This window comes from Mesomycoplasma neurolyticum (assembly GCF_900660485.1).
GTDB lineage: Bacteria > Bacillota_I > Bacilli_A > Mycoplasmatales > Metamycoplasmataceae > Mesomycoplasma_A > Mesomycoplasma_A neurolyticum.
Genome location: NZ_LR214951.1, coordinates 791263 through 806142 on the forward strand (window position 1 = coordinate 791263; position 14880 = coordinate 806142).

The 14880-nt window shown below is 23.7% G+C and carries 15 protein-coding genes; 6 read left to right on the forward strand and 9 right to left on the reverse strand.

The genetic code is table 4. From position 1 onward, the window contains the following. Positions 1–7: 7 nt before the first annotated feature. Both rnpA and yidC read left to right on the forward strand, forming a co-directional pair. The gene (gene rnpA / locus EXC65_RS03135; RefSeq protein WP_129720038.1) at positions 8–337 is read left to right on the forward strand and encodes a ribonuclease P protein component; all 330 of its coding nucleotides are present in this window, start codon (positions 8–10) and stop codon (positions 335–337) included. Beyond that, complete coding sequence (yidC, locus tag EXC65_RS03140; RefSeq protein ID WP_129720039.1) at positions 324–2198, forward strand: membrane protein insertase YidC; 1875 nt, start codon at positions 324–326, stop codon at positions 2196–2198. The genes rnpA and yidC overlap by 14 nt, the downstream gene beginning before the upstream one ends. A 39-nt stretch (positions 2199–2237) precedes the next feature. On the opposite strand, the gene EXC65_RS03145 is transcribed toward yidC, so the two are convergent. The 8 genes from EXC65_RS03145 to EXC65_RS03180 form a co-directional block, all read right to left on the reverse strand. Further along, positions 2238–2540, reverse strand: a complete 303-nt coding sequence (locus tag EXC65_RS03145) for a Smr/MutS family protein (protein WP_165001343.1) — start codon at positions 2538–2540, stop codon at positions 2238–2240. Further along, a complete protein-coding gene (gene mutM / locus EXC65_RS03150) occupies positions 2530–3360 on the reverse strand; it encodes a DNA-formamidopyrimidine glycosylase (protein WP_129720041.1) in 831 nt (276 codons plus the stop codon). The genes EXC65_RS03145 and mutM overlap by 11 nt, the downstream gene beginning before the upstream one ends. Continuing rightward, entirely contained in the window at positions 3360–3800 is a 441-nt protein-coding gene (locus EXC65_RS03155; RefSeq protein WP_129720042.1) for an RpiB/LacA/LacB family sugar-phosphate isomerase, read from the reverse strand. Before EXC65_RS03155 ends, mutM begins: the two co-directional genes overlap by 1 nt. Beyond that, a complete protein-coding gene (locus EXC65_RS03160; RefSeq protein ID WP_129720043.1) occupies positions 3790–4272 on the reverse strand; it encodes an L-threonylcarbamoyladenylate synthase in 483 nt (160 codons plus the stop codon). The genes EXC65_RS03155 and EXC65_RS03160 overlap by 11 nt, the downstream gene beginning before the upstream one ends. Positions 4273–4415: 143 nt before the next feature. Continuing rightward, a complete protein-coding gene (locus EXC65_RS03165) occupies positions 4416–4796 on the reverse strand; it encodes a hypothetical protein (protein ID WP_129720044.1) in 381 nt (126 codons plus the stop codon). Between the two features lie 2 nt (positions 4797–4798). Then, entirely contained in the window at positions 4799–5041 is a 243-nt protein-coding gene (locus EXC65_RS03170; RefSeq protein WP_129720045.1) for a helix-turn-helix domain-containing protein, read from the reverse strand. Next, a complete protein-coding gene (ftsY, locus tag EXC65_RS03175) occupies positions 5034–6128 on the reverse strand; it encodes a signal recognition particle-docking protein FtsY (protein WP_129720046.1) in 1095 nt (364 codons plus the stop codon). The genes EXC65_RS03170 and ftsY overlap by 8 nt, the downstream gene beginning before the upstream one ends. 23 nt (positions 6129–6151) lie before the next feature. Further along, positions 6152–8074: a DNA gyrase subunit B gene (locus tag EXC65_RS03180; RefSeq protein ID WP_129720047.1), complete on the reverse strand. Its 1923-nt coding sequence runs from the start codon at positions 8072–8074 to the stop codon at positions 6152–6154. Between the two features lie 96 nt (positions 8075–8170). Here EXC65_RS03180 and EXC65_RS03185 point away from each other — a divergent pair, with 96 nt between their 5' ends. Genes EXC65_RS03185 through gatB form a run of 4 tightly spaced genes read left to right on the forward strand, consistent with a single transcriptional unit; the run spans position 8171 to position 12031 of the window. Next, complete coding sequence (locus EXC65_RS03185) at positions 8171–9019, forward strand: pseudouridine synthase (RefSeq protein ID WP_129720048.1); 849 nt, start codon at positions 8171–8173, stop codon at positions 9017–9019. After that, positions 9003–9326: a hypothetical protein gene (locus EXC65_RS03190; RefSeq protein WP_129720049.1), complete on the forward strand. Its 324-nt coding sequence runs from the start codon at positions 9003–9005 to the stop codon at positions 9324–9326. The genes EXC65_RS03185 and EXC65_RS03190 overlap by 17 nt, the downstream gene beginning before the upstream one ends. Next, a complete protein-coding gene (locus EXC65_RS03195; protein ID WP_129720050.1) occupies positions 9316–10629 on the forward strand; it encodes an amidase family protein in 1314 nt (437 codons plus the stop codon). The genes EXC65_RS03190 and EXC65_RS03195 overlap by 11 nt, the downstream gene beginning before the upstream one ends. Next, positions 10622–12031, forward strand: a complete 1410-nt coding sequence (gene gatB / locus EXC65_RS03200; protein WP_129720051.1) for an Asp-tRNA(Asn)/Glu-tRNA(Gln) amidotransferase subunit GatB — start codon at positions 10622–10624, stop codon at positions 12029–12031. Before EXC65_RS03195 ends, gatB begins: the two co-directional genes overlap by 8 nt. A gap of 31 nt (positions 12032–12062) precedes the next feature. Here the strand turns inward: gatB and EXC65_RS03205 are convergent, their stop codons facing one another. Continuing rightward, positions 12063–14879, reverse strand: coding sequence for a DUF262 domain-containing protein (locus EXC65_RS03205; RefSeq protein ID WP_129720052.1), 2817 nt, complete (start codon positions 14877–14879; stop codon positions 12063–12065). Between the last annotated feature and the right edge of the window lies 1 nt (position 14880).

The following is a 14880-nucleotide window of genomic DNA, read 5'->3' on the forward strand; positions in this document are numbered from 1 at the left end:
CTTTTTTATGAAAAAACAATACATTCTTAAAAAAAAATGAGATTTTCAAAAAATCATTAATTTAAAAAAACAAATTATTACTAAAAACTTAATTTTATATTTTCAAAAAAATGATGAATTTAAATTAGGTATTTCAGTACCTAAGAAATTTTCTAATGCTGTAAAAAGAAATTACTATAAAAGACAAGTTAAAGCAATAATGAAAAGTGTTGATTATGAAAATTTTAATTATCACACTATTTTAATTTTAAGAAAAGATTTTTTAAAATTAAGTTTTGAAAAAAAGAAAAGTGAAATACTTAAAATATATGAAAGGCTAAAAAATGAAAAAAACTAATCATAAAAAAAATTCATACGGTTTTTTTCGTGGAAAGCTAGAGGAAGAAAATAAACAAAGTAAATGAAAACTTTTTTGAAAATTAATTAAAGTTTTCATTTATACAATCATTTTCGGAATTTCTCTTACAGGGTGTATTCAATCCTTTGTGGTTAAATCATCAAACGAACCAGGATCAGGGGTTGAGTTTTATGCATCAAAAGAAGCAGTATCACCTAACACAACCACTTTTTATGAAGAAAATGGCGAAATTAAAGTAAAAAAATACAATGACAATTTTTATGTTTCGACACAAGATGAAGAAAGAATTAAACTTATAAAAGAATTAAGACAACAAGCAGGCGAATCTATAGATGGTAATGAAGCTTTTGGAGCTTGAGGAAATAAAAATTCTCTTATTTCTTGATATGATTCTAAAGATAATAAATATATATTTCCAAAATCTGAAGATAAAAAAGATTACCTTTTTTTATCATCAAAAAGTAAAGAATATAAAAGTAAATTTTCTAAATGAAGTGATATTAAAATTCTAAATAAAGATTGAAAAGAAACAAAAAAAATAGTTTTAATTGACATAGAAGGATTGAAAAAAGATAGCGAAAGCAATGATTATTCAAAAAATTTTATTACCCTTGATAATGAAATTGATAAAAAGACCTCAAAAGAAGCTATTTTTGCTAGAGATGTTATTGAATTTTTAAATTCTAAGTTACTAGCTTTAGAACAATATAAAGATGGTAAACTTGAAAAAGCAATAGAGGATGTAATTAAAAATGGGAAAACAGCATCTCTAGAAAACCAAGAGTTGGTAAAAAAATATTCTAAAAACTTTCATGAATTATCAGAAAAAGCTTTTTTTGTCCAACCTGAAGTAACTAAAAATGGCTACAAGCTAACCAACTTTTATAAAGATATAGAAAAACATAATACACCTGAAAAAAGACGAGTTGCTTTTAGTTCGCCTGTTGAACAAAAAGCTATTGTTACATGAGGTGAGTCATGAAAATTAGGACCATTTTATTCAATATTTGTTTGGCCAATGTCAAGATTAATGATTGCTATAAATGATTCTTCATCTATAGAAGCAACATCAGGTTGAATAAGTATAATAACAATTTTAATAGCTACTCTTATAACTAAAATTATTGCTTTAGGTTTTAGATTTAGAACATTATTCTCACAAAATAAACAACAAGATGTTCAAATGAAAAAAGCTAAAATTGATGCAAAATATGCGCAATATAAAGGTAATAAGCAAATGGAAAATCGTCAGAGACAAGAAGTTTCTGAATTGTATAAAAAACATGGTATGAGTCCTGTAGGACCTATAAAGCAAATGTTAATAACAATGCCTATATTTTTAGCTATGTGAAGAATTTTACAAGGTATTCCAAGCATAAAAGCCACAACATGATTAGGTATAAATTTAGCTTCTACATCATATCAAGAACTAATATATCAAAAACAATGAATTTATTTACCTATTTTAATCGTGGTGTTCATAATTCAGCTGATGCAGCAAATTTTACCAAAAATTCTTAATCGAAAAAAAACAAAAAGAATGATGAACGAAACTGAAAACAGTACGTATAAAAAACAGCAAAAAGTTACTTATATAATAATGTTTGTATTTATTATAATGGGACTTGCATTCCAAGCTTCTGTTCAGATTTATTGAATTTTTGGTGGAATATGAGAAATTGCACAAATTTTATTTGTTCATTATTTCCAAAAAACTAAAACTTTTAAAAATAAATTTGAACCATGATTAATTAGGCATCAAAGAGATAGTATGCTCAAAATAATTTTAAAAACCTTAAAAAACAAAACACATAATAAAAAAACAACCGCAACCCATTAAACGTTGCTGTTGTTTTTTTTAAAAAATTAATAATTTAAATTAGTTTTTTAATTTGTTGAAATAATATTCAAAATCTTCATTTATTTCTTGTGAATCAGAATAATTGTTACTGTCATTATAAATTGTGAAAACAGCATAATAATTATCATATAAAAAATTTCAATTTTCACTTTCTAAGTGAGAAGATATAACTTGTTTAAGTCTTCCTGTCCCTTTACCTACAACTATTCTTATTGAATAAAAATTACTTTCTTTAAATTCTTTTAATATATGCATTAATTTTATTTTAGCTTCATCACCAAACAAACCATGAAAATCAAATGTTTGATTATTAAATATCATTATTTTCTTGGCACACATCACAATAATATGTGCCTCTCCCATTTATTTTTGTTTTTAAAATAAAATTTTTACATTCAACACAAGGTTGGTTTGCTTTTGTGTGTACTTTTAAAAAGTTTTGATATTCTCCAACTGTTTTGTTTAAAGAAGTATATGAATTTATACTGCTTCCACCTAATTTTATAGAAGCTTTTAATATTTTTGTTGAATTTTTAAGTAAATTTTCAGCTTCAATTTTTGTTATTTTGTTAGCTTTTTTAAAAGGACTTATTTTTGATGCGAATAATACTTCATCAGCATAAATATTACCTAAACCCAATATTAATGTTTGGTCCAAAAGCGCAGTTTTAATTTTTTGATTTTTTCTTTGTAGTTTATTGTAAAAATCATCAATTTGCAACTTTCAAGGAACAAGAGATAATTTATTTAAAGGATCTATTTGTTTGTAAGAATTTTTATTTCTTAAATGAAATGTTCCAAACATTCTTGTATCATTGTAGTGCAAAAAACTATTGTCATTAAATTTAAAAATTATATAATCATGTTTCATTTTGAAGTTAGGTTGGTCATAATAAAAATACTTACCTTCCATTCTTAAATGACTAAGCATAATTACATTGTCTGTTAAATGAAAAACAATAAATTTTCCAAAATTATCAACCTTTAAAATAGTTTTATCGATTAATTTATTTTTAAAACTATTTTCATCTATTTCTTTTATTAGTTTTTTGTTATAAACTATAACATCATTAATAACTTTACCAGTTATGTTTTTATTTAATTGTCTAGAGACAACAACCACTTCAGGCAATTCAGGCATTATAAATCTAATTCCTCAATTCTTTTTTGATGTCTACCACCCTCATATTTAGTTTCTAAAAAAGCATTTAATATTTCTTTAGATTTTTGAAATGATACAAATCTTCCTGAAAGCGCAATAGCATTAGCATTGTTGTGTGCTCTAGCTAATTTTGCATCTTCTATTTCTGTAACTCTAGCAGCTCTTATTTTTTTAAATCTATTTAAAGCATATGAAATTCCAAGACCTGTCCCACAAATTCCAACCCCTACATAATCTTCGTTTTTTAATAATTCTTGGGCTAATTTTTTTCCATAAAAAGCATAAGAAACAGGTGTTTTATTATCAAAAGGTCCGAGATCTACAATTTTAATGTTCATACTTTTTAAGTAATTTATAAGTTCCTGTTTTAATTCAAAACCTGCATGGTCACTAGCAAAAATAATTTTTTTATTCCCCATATCTAATTACCTCTTTATTTTCTACTCTAATTATTTTAGAAGCAACACCGCTTCCTTGACACAAATTATATCTTTGTTTAATCATTGGAAATTTATTTATAGCATTTTCAAAATCCAATGTTTTTTCTCCGGAAATGTTAGCGCTTGTGACAAAACAAGCGCCTTTTTCTTCTAATAATTTTAGCAATTTTGTACATTTAGGCATTCTAAAACCTTGATCATTAACAATTAATGTTGTATTTCCTGGTCAAAATTTTAAAGCCATTTTTTCAGCTTCAGCATTCCATTGTTTAAAAAATCTTGCTTGTTCTATTGAAGCTACTAAAATAATTATTTTTTTATTTATTTCTCTTGATTTAACTTTGAAAAGTAATTCTAATTCATCACTAATAACAGGCACACCCAAACCCACAACTGTGTCTGTTGTTGTGATAAAAAGATTTTTATATTCATCATTTTTTTTATTATTCATAAACTATATTTAATTTTACTAAATTTTTATATATTAACACTTTTTATTTTTTTAATTGTAATCCAAAACAAAAAAATCAGTTGTTTTATTCTAAATTACAATTAAAAACAACTGATTTTCTATTTAAAAAATATTGCAATAATTTATTTTTTTTCAATAGTTTCTTTATAATTTTTTTCTTTATAAAGTCATAAAGGATTTTGTTTGACTTTTAAATATACATATATTTCAAAAATATAAAACCCAACAACCAAAACATAAATAAAAGAAGTGAAAATGGATATAAAAATAACTAATCCTGTATTTGGAATTTTAGTTGTAACATTGTAAATTAAAAAAATCAAACCACCTAAAGAAGCAAAAACATATGTATTAAAAGTTAATAAATTAAATTTTTCAATCTTACCTCAAATATGAGTTTTTTTAAATTGAATATAAGGTTTTTTAATTCTGTGTATTAGAATTAAACAGGAAAAAAAATGCCACAAAAAGAAAACAATAATTTGTCCAACAACTAAAATCATATTTATTCCATGCCTTCCATTTTTTCAAAAATTTTTATTAATTTTTCTTTAGCTTTTTTTAAACTATCGTAAGTAGCTTGTCTTGTTGTTACAATTATATCAGCTATTTTACTAATAGTAAAACCTTCTAAAAAATACAATTCAAAAACTTGTCTTTGACTTTGGGTTAAAAATTTGTAATATTTACTATATAAATCTATGTAATATTTATCACTATAATCATTATTTTTTTTGTTTTTAGTCATTAATTTCTTGTTTCTCCATTAAATCTTTAGTTAAAGCATAAATAAAAGTGTCTAAATCAAATTCTTCTAAATCTTCCATTTTTTCACCCAAACCAATAAGTTTAACATTGATATCTAATTCTTCTTTAATAGAAAGAATTATACCACCTCTACTAGTTCCATCCATTTTAGTTAAAACTATACCAGAAATAGGTGTAACTTCCTTAAAGTGTTTAGCTTGTGAAACACCATTTTGTCCTGTTGTTGAATCGATAACCAAAAGCGACTCATGAGGTGCGTTAGGAACCTTTTTTTGAATTATTGTGTTGATTCTTGCTAACTCATTCATTAAATTGATTTTATTTTGTAACCTTCCCGCGGTGTCTATGATTAATAAATCATATTTTTCATTTAAAGCTTTATCTAAAGAACGATAAATTATTGAACCAGGGTCGTTTTCATTATGATTTGGTGTTACAACATCAGCTTTAGCTCTATTAGCTCAAACTTCTAATTGCTCAACAGCTGCAGCTCTAAAAGTATCACCAGCGGCAATTAAAACTTTCTTGTTTTTATCTATATATCTTTTAGCTAATTTTGCAATTGAAGTAGTTTTTCCACTACCGTTAACACCAACAACCAAAAATACATTTAATCTACCATCTTCATAATTTAAATTAGTATTAATGAATGAATTGTTTGCATAAATTGTATAAATTTTATCAGCTATAATTTCGCCAATCAACTTTGGGTTGTCGATGTTTTCGTTTTTAACTTCTTTTTTAATTTCATAAATCATTGTTTGAACAAGTGAATATGAAATATCAGACATAATAAGAATTTCTTCTAATTCTTCAAAAAATTCTTCATTTAATTTGTTTTTTGAATTTTGTAATTCTTTAATTTTTTCAGTTAAAGAAACATTTGATTTTTTTAAACCAGCTACATAACGATTTATCTTATCTTCTTTAGCTAATTTTTTTTCTAATTCTTTTTGAGAATTTTTTTCAAACTTTTTAATTTTATCTTCTAAAATTGCTTTTTTTAACTCTTCTTTTTCTTCGCTTGTACCAAAAAGTCTTGTTTTTAATCTACTAAAAAATTTCATATTTTCTCTTTCAAATATTTAATTTATAAATCAATGTTTTTAACAAATTTAGCATTCTCTTCTATAAATTCACGTCTTGGTAACACTTCACCACCCATAAGTTGTTCAAAAACCTGAGAAGCAATCATAGCATCATGAATTTGTACTTGGATCATTCTTCTTACTGAAGGGTCCATAGTTGTTTCTCAAAGTTGATCTGCATCCATTTCACCAAGACCTTTATACCTTTGAATTGAAACTTTTGCATCTTTTAAATTGTTTAAAATTTCATCTTTTTGAGCATCATTATATGCATAAAAATCTTTTTTACCATGTGATATTTTATATAAAGGTGGTTGTGCAATATAAATAAAACCAAATTCAATTAAAGGTTTAAAATAACGATATAAAAATGTTAAAAGCAATGTTCTGATGTGAGAACCATCAACATCAGCATCAGTCATAATTATTATTTTGTGATATCTTAATTTATTAATGTTGAATTCTGAACCAATTCCTGTTCCAAAAGCTGTAATAAGTGATAAAATTTCTTCATTTTTAAAAACTTTTTCATCATTAGTTTTTTGTGAATTTATAACTTTACCTCTTAGTGGTAAAATAGCTTGATAATGTCTATCACGTCCCATTTTAGCACTTCCACCAGCTGAATTACCTTCGACAATATAAAGTTCAGCAATTTCTGCGTTTTTAGTTGTACAATCAGCTAATTTCCCTGGTAAAGAACCTATTTCAAAAGGATTTTTTCTTTTGGTTGCTTCTCTAGCGTTCGCAGCTGCTTTTCTTGCTTTTTGTGCTAGCAAGTTTCTTTCTATTATTTTTCTAGCTTCGTTTGGATTTTCTTTTAAAAAACGTTCAAAAGTTCCTGAAAATATTTTATTAACAGCTTGTCTTACATCTTTGTTGATTAATTTTCCTTTTGTTTGACCTTCAAACATAGGATCGCTATGTTTGATAGATACAACAGCAAACATTCCTTCTTTTAAATCATCACGTGAAAATTTATCAGTTTCTGATTTGATAAATTTATTTTCTAAAGCATAATTGTTGATTATTCTTGAAAGTGAATCAAATAAACCTATTTCGTGGGTTCCACCTTCTTTATTGTAAACATTGTTAGCATATGCAAGCAATTCTTCTCTGTCTTCTAAAACATATTGAATTGTAGCTTCGACACTAACTTGTGGACTTGAATCATTCATTGAAAAAACACCTTCAGAATAAATAGGTTTTTCAATAACTTTTTCATAACCTTGTGTTAATTCAGAAATATAGTCAATAATTCCACCTTCAAAACAAAATTCTTTGGTTATATTTTGTCTTTGATCTTCAACCACAAATTTTAAACCTTTTGTTAAATAAGCAGTTTGTTTAACTCTGTCAACAATCATATCAAGTTTAAAATCATGTTTTTCCATAATGCTAAAATCAGGAATAAATTCAATAGTGGTTCCTGTGTCGTTTTCATCACATTCACCCACAACTTTTAAATCATCTAGTTTGTTTCCGCCATCAACAAATTCTTGAAAATAAATTTTTGAATCCCTTTTAATTCAAACTTTTAAATTAGCACTTAAAGCATTAACTACAGAAGCTCCAACCCCATGAAGACCACCAGAAACTTTATAAACATCAGAATCAAATTTTCCCCCAGCGTGCAAAATTGTAAGTGCTACTTCAGCAGCCGAAACACCATGTTTATCATTTATTCCAACAGGAATACCTCTACCATTATCAGAAATACTTACATAACCTTCTTTATTTAAAGTTATATGTATTTCATTAGCAAAACCTGCTAATGACTCATCAACAGCATTATCTATAATTTCTCAAATTAAATGATGAAGCGCAACAATCCCAGTTCCACCAATATACATTCCAGGACGCTTTCTAACAGCTTCTAATCCTTCAAGAGTTTGGATACTATTTGCATCATAATTATGACTCATCTTCCCCTCCTAACTATTTAAAATATAATATTTTAAATTATACTAAAAAAGTTGTTTTTTTACATGGTTTTTAATTTAAACTAGTAAAATAAAAGTATGAAAAAATTTATAGCAACTGACAACGATGCAGGAAAAACACTTTTTAAATTTTTAACAAAAGTTTTAAATAATGTTCCTTTATCTAAAATAGAAAAAATTTTCAGAAAAAAAGAAATAAAAATAAATCAACAAAAAACAAATAATAAAAAATATATAGTTCAAAAAAATGATGAAATTTTAGTCTATTCTTTAGATGAAAAAAAATTTAATCAAAAATTTATAGAATTTGATAAAAATTTGGTTTATAACTTTGATATTCTTTATGAGGATGAAAATATTTTAATTATTTCTAAAAAGATAAATGTAGCTATACATAGTGAGGCAAATTCTCTAGATAATCAAGTTTTATCATATCTAAATTTTGCACAAACAAATTCTTTTTGTCCTTCGCATATTGGAAGAATTGATAAAGCAACTTCAGGAATCGTTGTTTATGCTAAAAACTACAAATCGTTGGTGGAATTAAAGAAAAAACAAAAATTTTTTCAAAAAATTTATTGTTTTAAATCAACAATAAATTTAGAAAAACCAATTAAAATTTCGCTAAAGTTAGAAAAAAACGAAAAATTAAAAAAGATGGTTGTTTCTGAAAAATCTAAAACTATAGCTACTACATTTTTTTATCAAGAAAAAAGTGAAAAGTATGCTAAATTAATTACAGGAAAAAAACACCAAATAAGAGTAACATTAGCCCATTTAAAACATCCTATAGAAGGCGATCTAAAATATGGTGGTCGAAAATCTAGCCGTCTTTTTCTACATTCATGGAAAATTAAATTTTTAAATTTAGAAAATGAATTAAAATATTTAAACAACAAGGAGTTCATAGATGAAAAACAATGATAAAAATATTTTATTAACAGATGAAAAAATTAATGACTTGGCACATAAAATAATGCTAAATCCTTCTAAAGAAGCGATCGAGCTTTTAAAAAAAGATTTTATTGAACTAAACAAAATGATGAATTTAATTGAAAAAATTGATGTTTCAAATATAGAACCATTATCAAGAATTGAAAATTATGAAGAATTACAACTTAGAGATGATATAGCAGAAAATCAACAAAAAAATAAAAATATTATTTTAGAAAATGCAACTGAAAAAACAAGTGATTTTATAACTTTAACAAAGGTGATAAAAAATGATAAATAAAGGTAATTGAAATAAAGCACAAATAGAATTAAAAAATAATAAAAATAATGCAACCTCCTTTATATTCACAGAAAAAAATACACAAAATACAGGAAAATTAAAAGATGTTGTTTTTACTATTAAAGATGTTTTTGCAACTAAAAACGCGCCTACACAAGCATCATCTTTGTTTTTAGAAAATTTTCAACCAAATTATAATGCTACAGTAGTAGAAAAATTATTAAAAGAAGGTGCTAGCCCAGTTGCTAAAGTTCATAATGATGAATTAGCTTTAGGTGGTGAAGGTATTTATTCAGCTTTTGGTTTAATTTATAATCCTTTAGATTCAAAAAGAAAAGTGGGTGGTTCATCTTCTGGTTCAGCTGCAACACTAACTGAAAATATTTCTTTTTCTTTAGCATCAGATACGGGTGACTCTGTAAGGTTGCCCGCATCTTTCGTAGGTAAAGTTGGTTTTAAACCAAGTTATGGTGCTGTTTCTAGATATGGAATGTTTGCTTATTCTTCATCATTAGATACAGTTTCATGATTTGCACATAATGTTAATGACATAGCAAAAATTGCTCAAGTTTTATATGGAAAAGATGAAAAAGATTTAACATCAAAATATGTTGATATTAACAATATATACAGTAAAAAACCACTAAAAATTGGTTTTTTTGATTTTAAAGTTGATGATTATTTTTATAATAAATTTAACAAATTTATTAAGCATTTAAAACAAAAAACAACTGTTGAAAAAGTAGAAATAAATGAAACATTATTAAATGCAATAAAGCCAACTTATGAAATAATATCTTATTCAGAAGCATCATCAAATTTAGCTAATTTAAATGCAATAGCTTTTGGAAAAAGAGAACAAGGTAAAAACTGAGAAGATATTATGATAAAAAGTAGGAGTAAGCATTTGGGTAAAATGGTGCAAAAAAGAATGATTTTAGGATCATTTTTCCTTGAAAAAAATAACCAAGAATTTCTATTTCTAAGAGCTCAAAAAATTAGAAGATTAATTAAAAATTATTTTGATGAAATACATTCTAAATATGATATTTTAATTTATCCATGTACTCAAAGCATTGCACCATTAATTAATGAACAAAAAACATTTAATTATATAGATACAATATTAACAGCTTCAAATTTAGCTTGAAACCCATCTTTAACTTTAAAACTTGGTGAAAGCCCAGCAGAACAATTGCCTTTTAGCATCGCCATTGATGCAAAATTATATAATGACCAAGATCTTTTATCACATAGTTTGTGAATTGAAAAAGAAATAAAGGAGATGGAACAAAATGAATAAATATAATGTTGTAATTGGGATAGAAATCCATCTTGAACTTAATACAAAATCAAAAATGTTTTCAAGTGCACCAAATGATTTTAATGCACCTGTAAATGAAAATGTTAACTTAATTGATATAGCATATCCAGGGACTATGCCTACAGTTAATAAAGAAGCAGTAATCAAAGCAATTCAATTAGCAAAAGTATTAAAAATGGAAATTGAAAGTCATCTATGTTTTGACCGTAAAAATTATTATTATCCAGATTTACCTAAAGGATTTCAAATTACACAACAATTTAGACCTATAGGTAAAAATGGAGTTGTTCAAATTGAACAAAATAATAATAAAAAAAATATTGAAATTGAAAGAATTCACATCGAGGAAGATACAGCTAAACAAATACATAAAGAAAATTTAACTTATTTAAATTATAATCGTGCAGGTGTGCCACTGATTGAAATAGTAACAAAACCTGTTATAAATAATGCTAATGAAGCTGTACTATACGTTGATCAAATAATTAAAATTGCAAAATTTTTAAATATTTCTGATGCAAAACTAGAGGAAGGTTCATTAAGAGCTGATATTAACATTTCACTTAATAAACCAAATGAAGTTTTTGGTACAAAAGTCGAAATTAAAAATATTAATTCTTTAAATAATATTAAAAAAGCTATTGAATTAGAAATTCAAGAGCAAACAAAAAAATTAGATCAAAATTTAAAAATTACACAACAAACAAAAAGATTTGATGATATACAACAAAAAAATATTGTTATGCGTGAAAAAACAGATAGCGTAGATTATAGGTATTTTCCAGAACCAAACATTCCAATTATGAAACTAAGTGATAATTTTATTAACAGTATAAAAGTTAATAAAATGCATTGAGAATGAATTGAGGAATATCAACAATTAGGTATTAATAATAAGTTTATAGAACAATTAATTAATGATATAGATTTATTAAATTTCTTTGAAGAGATTAATTATGAAGACAAAAACAAATCTGTTAAATTTTTATTTTCGGAAATTGTTCCTTTAATCAAAAATAACGGTTATAAAAATTTAAAAATTCAACCAAAAGATATTGTTGAAATTTTAAATTTAGAAAAAAATAATTCAATTTCCTCAAAACAAGCTAAAGAACTAGTTATTTATAAAAATAATGAAGAATTAAACATTCAAGAATTGGTAAAAAAATATAAAATTCAACAATTAGAAAATATAGATGAAATTTCTGCTTTAATCGAAACATTAATTGAAAAAAATAAAGAAATGTTAAATGATTATTCAACTAGAAGAGAAAGAGTTTTAAAATTCTTTTTAGGTCAAATAATGAAAGAAACAAAAGGTAATGCTAATCCACAACTAGCTAATAAAATATTGATAGAAAAAATTGAAAAAATAAATTAAAAAAACTACTATTAATGTAGTTTTTTTATTGTTAATTATTATTGCTGTTAGATAAAGCTAAGCAAATTACTCACGCGATAGCCTCACTTCTCAATTCTATATCTTCTCAATTAAAAGTCATTTTATGATCAACTAAAAGATTTAAACTATTTAAGGATTTTTCAATTCTTTCAGGTTTAACAATTCATTTTTTAAAACCAGTTTTGTCATAATTATATTTGTTTATAAGTTCTTTAATATCATTGATTATTATGTTAAATCTAGAACCTTCAACACCTTTTAAAGTAGCTAAAGAAGTGTTTTTAAATGAACTAGCATATATAACCTTTTTTTTAGAAAAAATGTTATTACTATTTTTAGCATTTGTTTTCTGTTTTAATAGTAAAAAATTACCAATATTTTCTATATAAGATTCTAATTGTTTTTTCTCATTATTAGAATATTTGTAATTTTCATATCAAAGATTTAATTTTTTTGGAGCAATATGTTCTAATGTGAATTGATTTTTAATTTTTAAATCGTGATTTTCAAAGAATTTTAAAGTTCATTCTTCATTAAAAATATATCATTCAAAAATAACTAATAAAATATTTTTTTCATGTTGTGTTAAAGCATCGCCAGAAACTTTATTTCATAATGTTTTTAAATCATTAATTTTGTCAAAATGTTTGTAAGTTTTTAAAATATTAAAAATCGCTTTAGGATTTAAAAGATTATCATTTTTTTTCAAATCTCTTAAAACTTTAGATAAAAAACTAATTAAACTTTCACCTTTTTGTGCAATCATTTGTCTTTTAATTTCAAAAGATTGAATTACTTTTAAACAATCTATTATAATATTTTTAACTTTGATGTTTTTAATTTGGTCTGAAAAATTAAAAACATCTTCATTTAAAGCTGCTTTAATAATACTACTAATTAAAGGTATGTAAATAGTTTTACTATTAGGCATTAATGAATATAAATAGCTAGAAATAAAATAAAATCTTTGGTTTTCTGAAAAATATTTTTCAGGAGTTGTTAATTCAAAAAATAAATCAATTTCATCACTTATTTTACTTATGCATTCTTTAAAATTAATTTTATTATTAAGATTTCTTTCAATTATTTGTTCTTTTATAAAAATTCAAAATTTGCTATAAAGTTTTAAATCAATTGTGTCATCATTTTCACTTTTTATTTCACCTCATTCATCATCGCTATAAATAGAGTCGATGTATCATAAAAAATCATTTATTTTTTTTAAAAAAATATCATTTTTCTTTACATCTCAAAATTTTGAAAAAATTTGTTTATCAAATAATAATTGAAACTCTTTTTCTATACTAGCATTGATTATTTCATTTTCAAATTCTGAATAAATTCTATTTTTAACTAATTCAATTGCATTAAGTGGTCTTTGTCTTGTGTTCATTCTTTCAAATAAATCAAATTCATTAATGTTTTCAAGATCAACAATAATAAAATATATTTTGTGCAAAAAAGCTTGTCAAAAATTAAACAATTTTTGTTGAGAATTTTTAAAATTATTAATAATTCAAATTAATATATCATATAAAATTTTAGAAATTTTAGAATCAACTTTATCAAAATTTTTTAAATTTAAAACTTTTTCAAACTCTTCATAATCATTATTACCTTGAATTCTAATAAAATAATTATAAATTATTGAATTTTCATTATCGCTAGATTTATTAAAAATATTTAAAAAAGAAATTATTTTTTCATTTTTCATAAATTCTAAATTTATTTCAAATTCTTCTTCTGAAAAAAAATTTTTACTTAATGTAAAAACACTTAAAGCATTAAAAATTAAAAGCAATGTTGATAATCTTTGTTGACCATCAATTATATTTTTAAAATTCTTGTTATTATTTAATGCAGTACAAGTTAAAACCCCTAAATATATATATTCTCTTGTATAATCACTTACATTTTTAATATCTTCTAATAAATTATAAACAATATTTTTAGTTCAACTAATTTTCCTTTGAAATACAGGTATTTTTAATTTTTGATTTCTATTATAATAAATATATCAAAAAAAGTTTGCAAGATTAAATGTTTCAGAAGATGGGTGAATTATTTTTCTTTTCTCTGGAAAACCAATTAAATTTTCTTTATCATTTATTGTTTGTTTTAAAAATAGTAAGGTATTTTCATAGTGAGATAAAACATTTTTTTCTAAATCAATATTTTCGCTAATTTTTTCTATATGAAAATCATTTTTTTCTAAAAATTCAATAATTATTTTAGGTAAATTTGAATGATTTGATATTTTTTTATAAAATTCATCATCATAATAATAATTTAAATCTTTTTTATCTAAGTTTAATTTTTGTGTTATTTTTTTAAATTCTTCTCAATTTTTTTGAAACAATTTATTTAACACAAAAGATAAAGCGAAAGAAAAGAAAAAACTTATTTTTTGTGCTTCTCAATTTAAAGTTTGGTTTATTAAAGTGTATTGATTATCCAAAAAAACAAGAATATGATCATAAATATCTCAATCTTTTTTAAATTTAATATTCCATATAAATTTCCTGCTTTCAAACTCTTTTGCAAAATTATCTAATTTATAAATTTCTTCATCAAAATTATGAATTTTTAAAATTCCTAAAAAACATAAAACTCGAATTTTTTGAAAAAAAGTTGATTTTTCATTTTGATTTATAATTCTAAATGTATGATCATCAATAGATAACAAAGAATAAATTTCTTTATTTAAATCTGTAGTTTGTTTTAGAATAATAAATTCACTTAAATAATTAGGTTTTTTATCTTTTAATTCACTTAAGTATGTAAAAATATTAGTACCTATTTTTCAAAATTTTTTTAAATTTTTCATA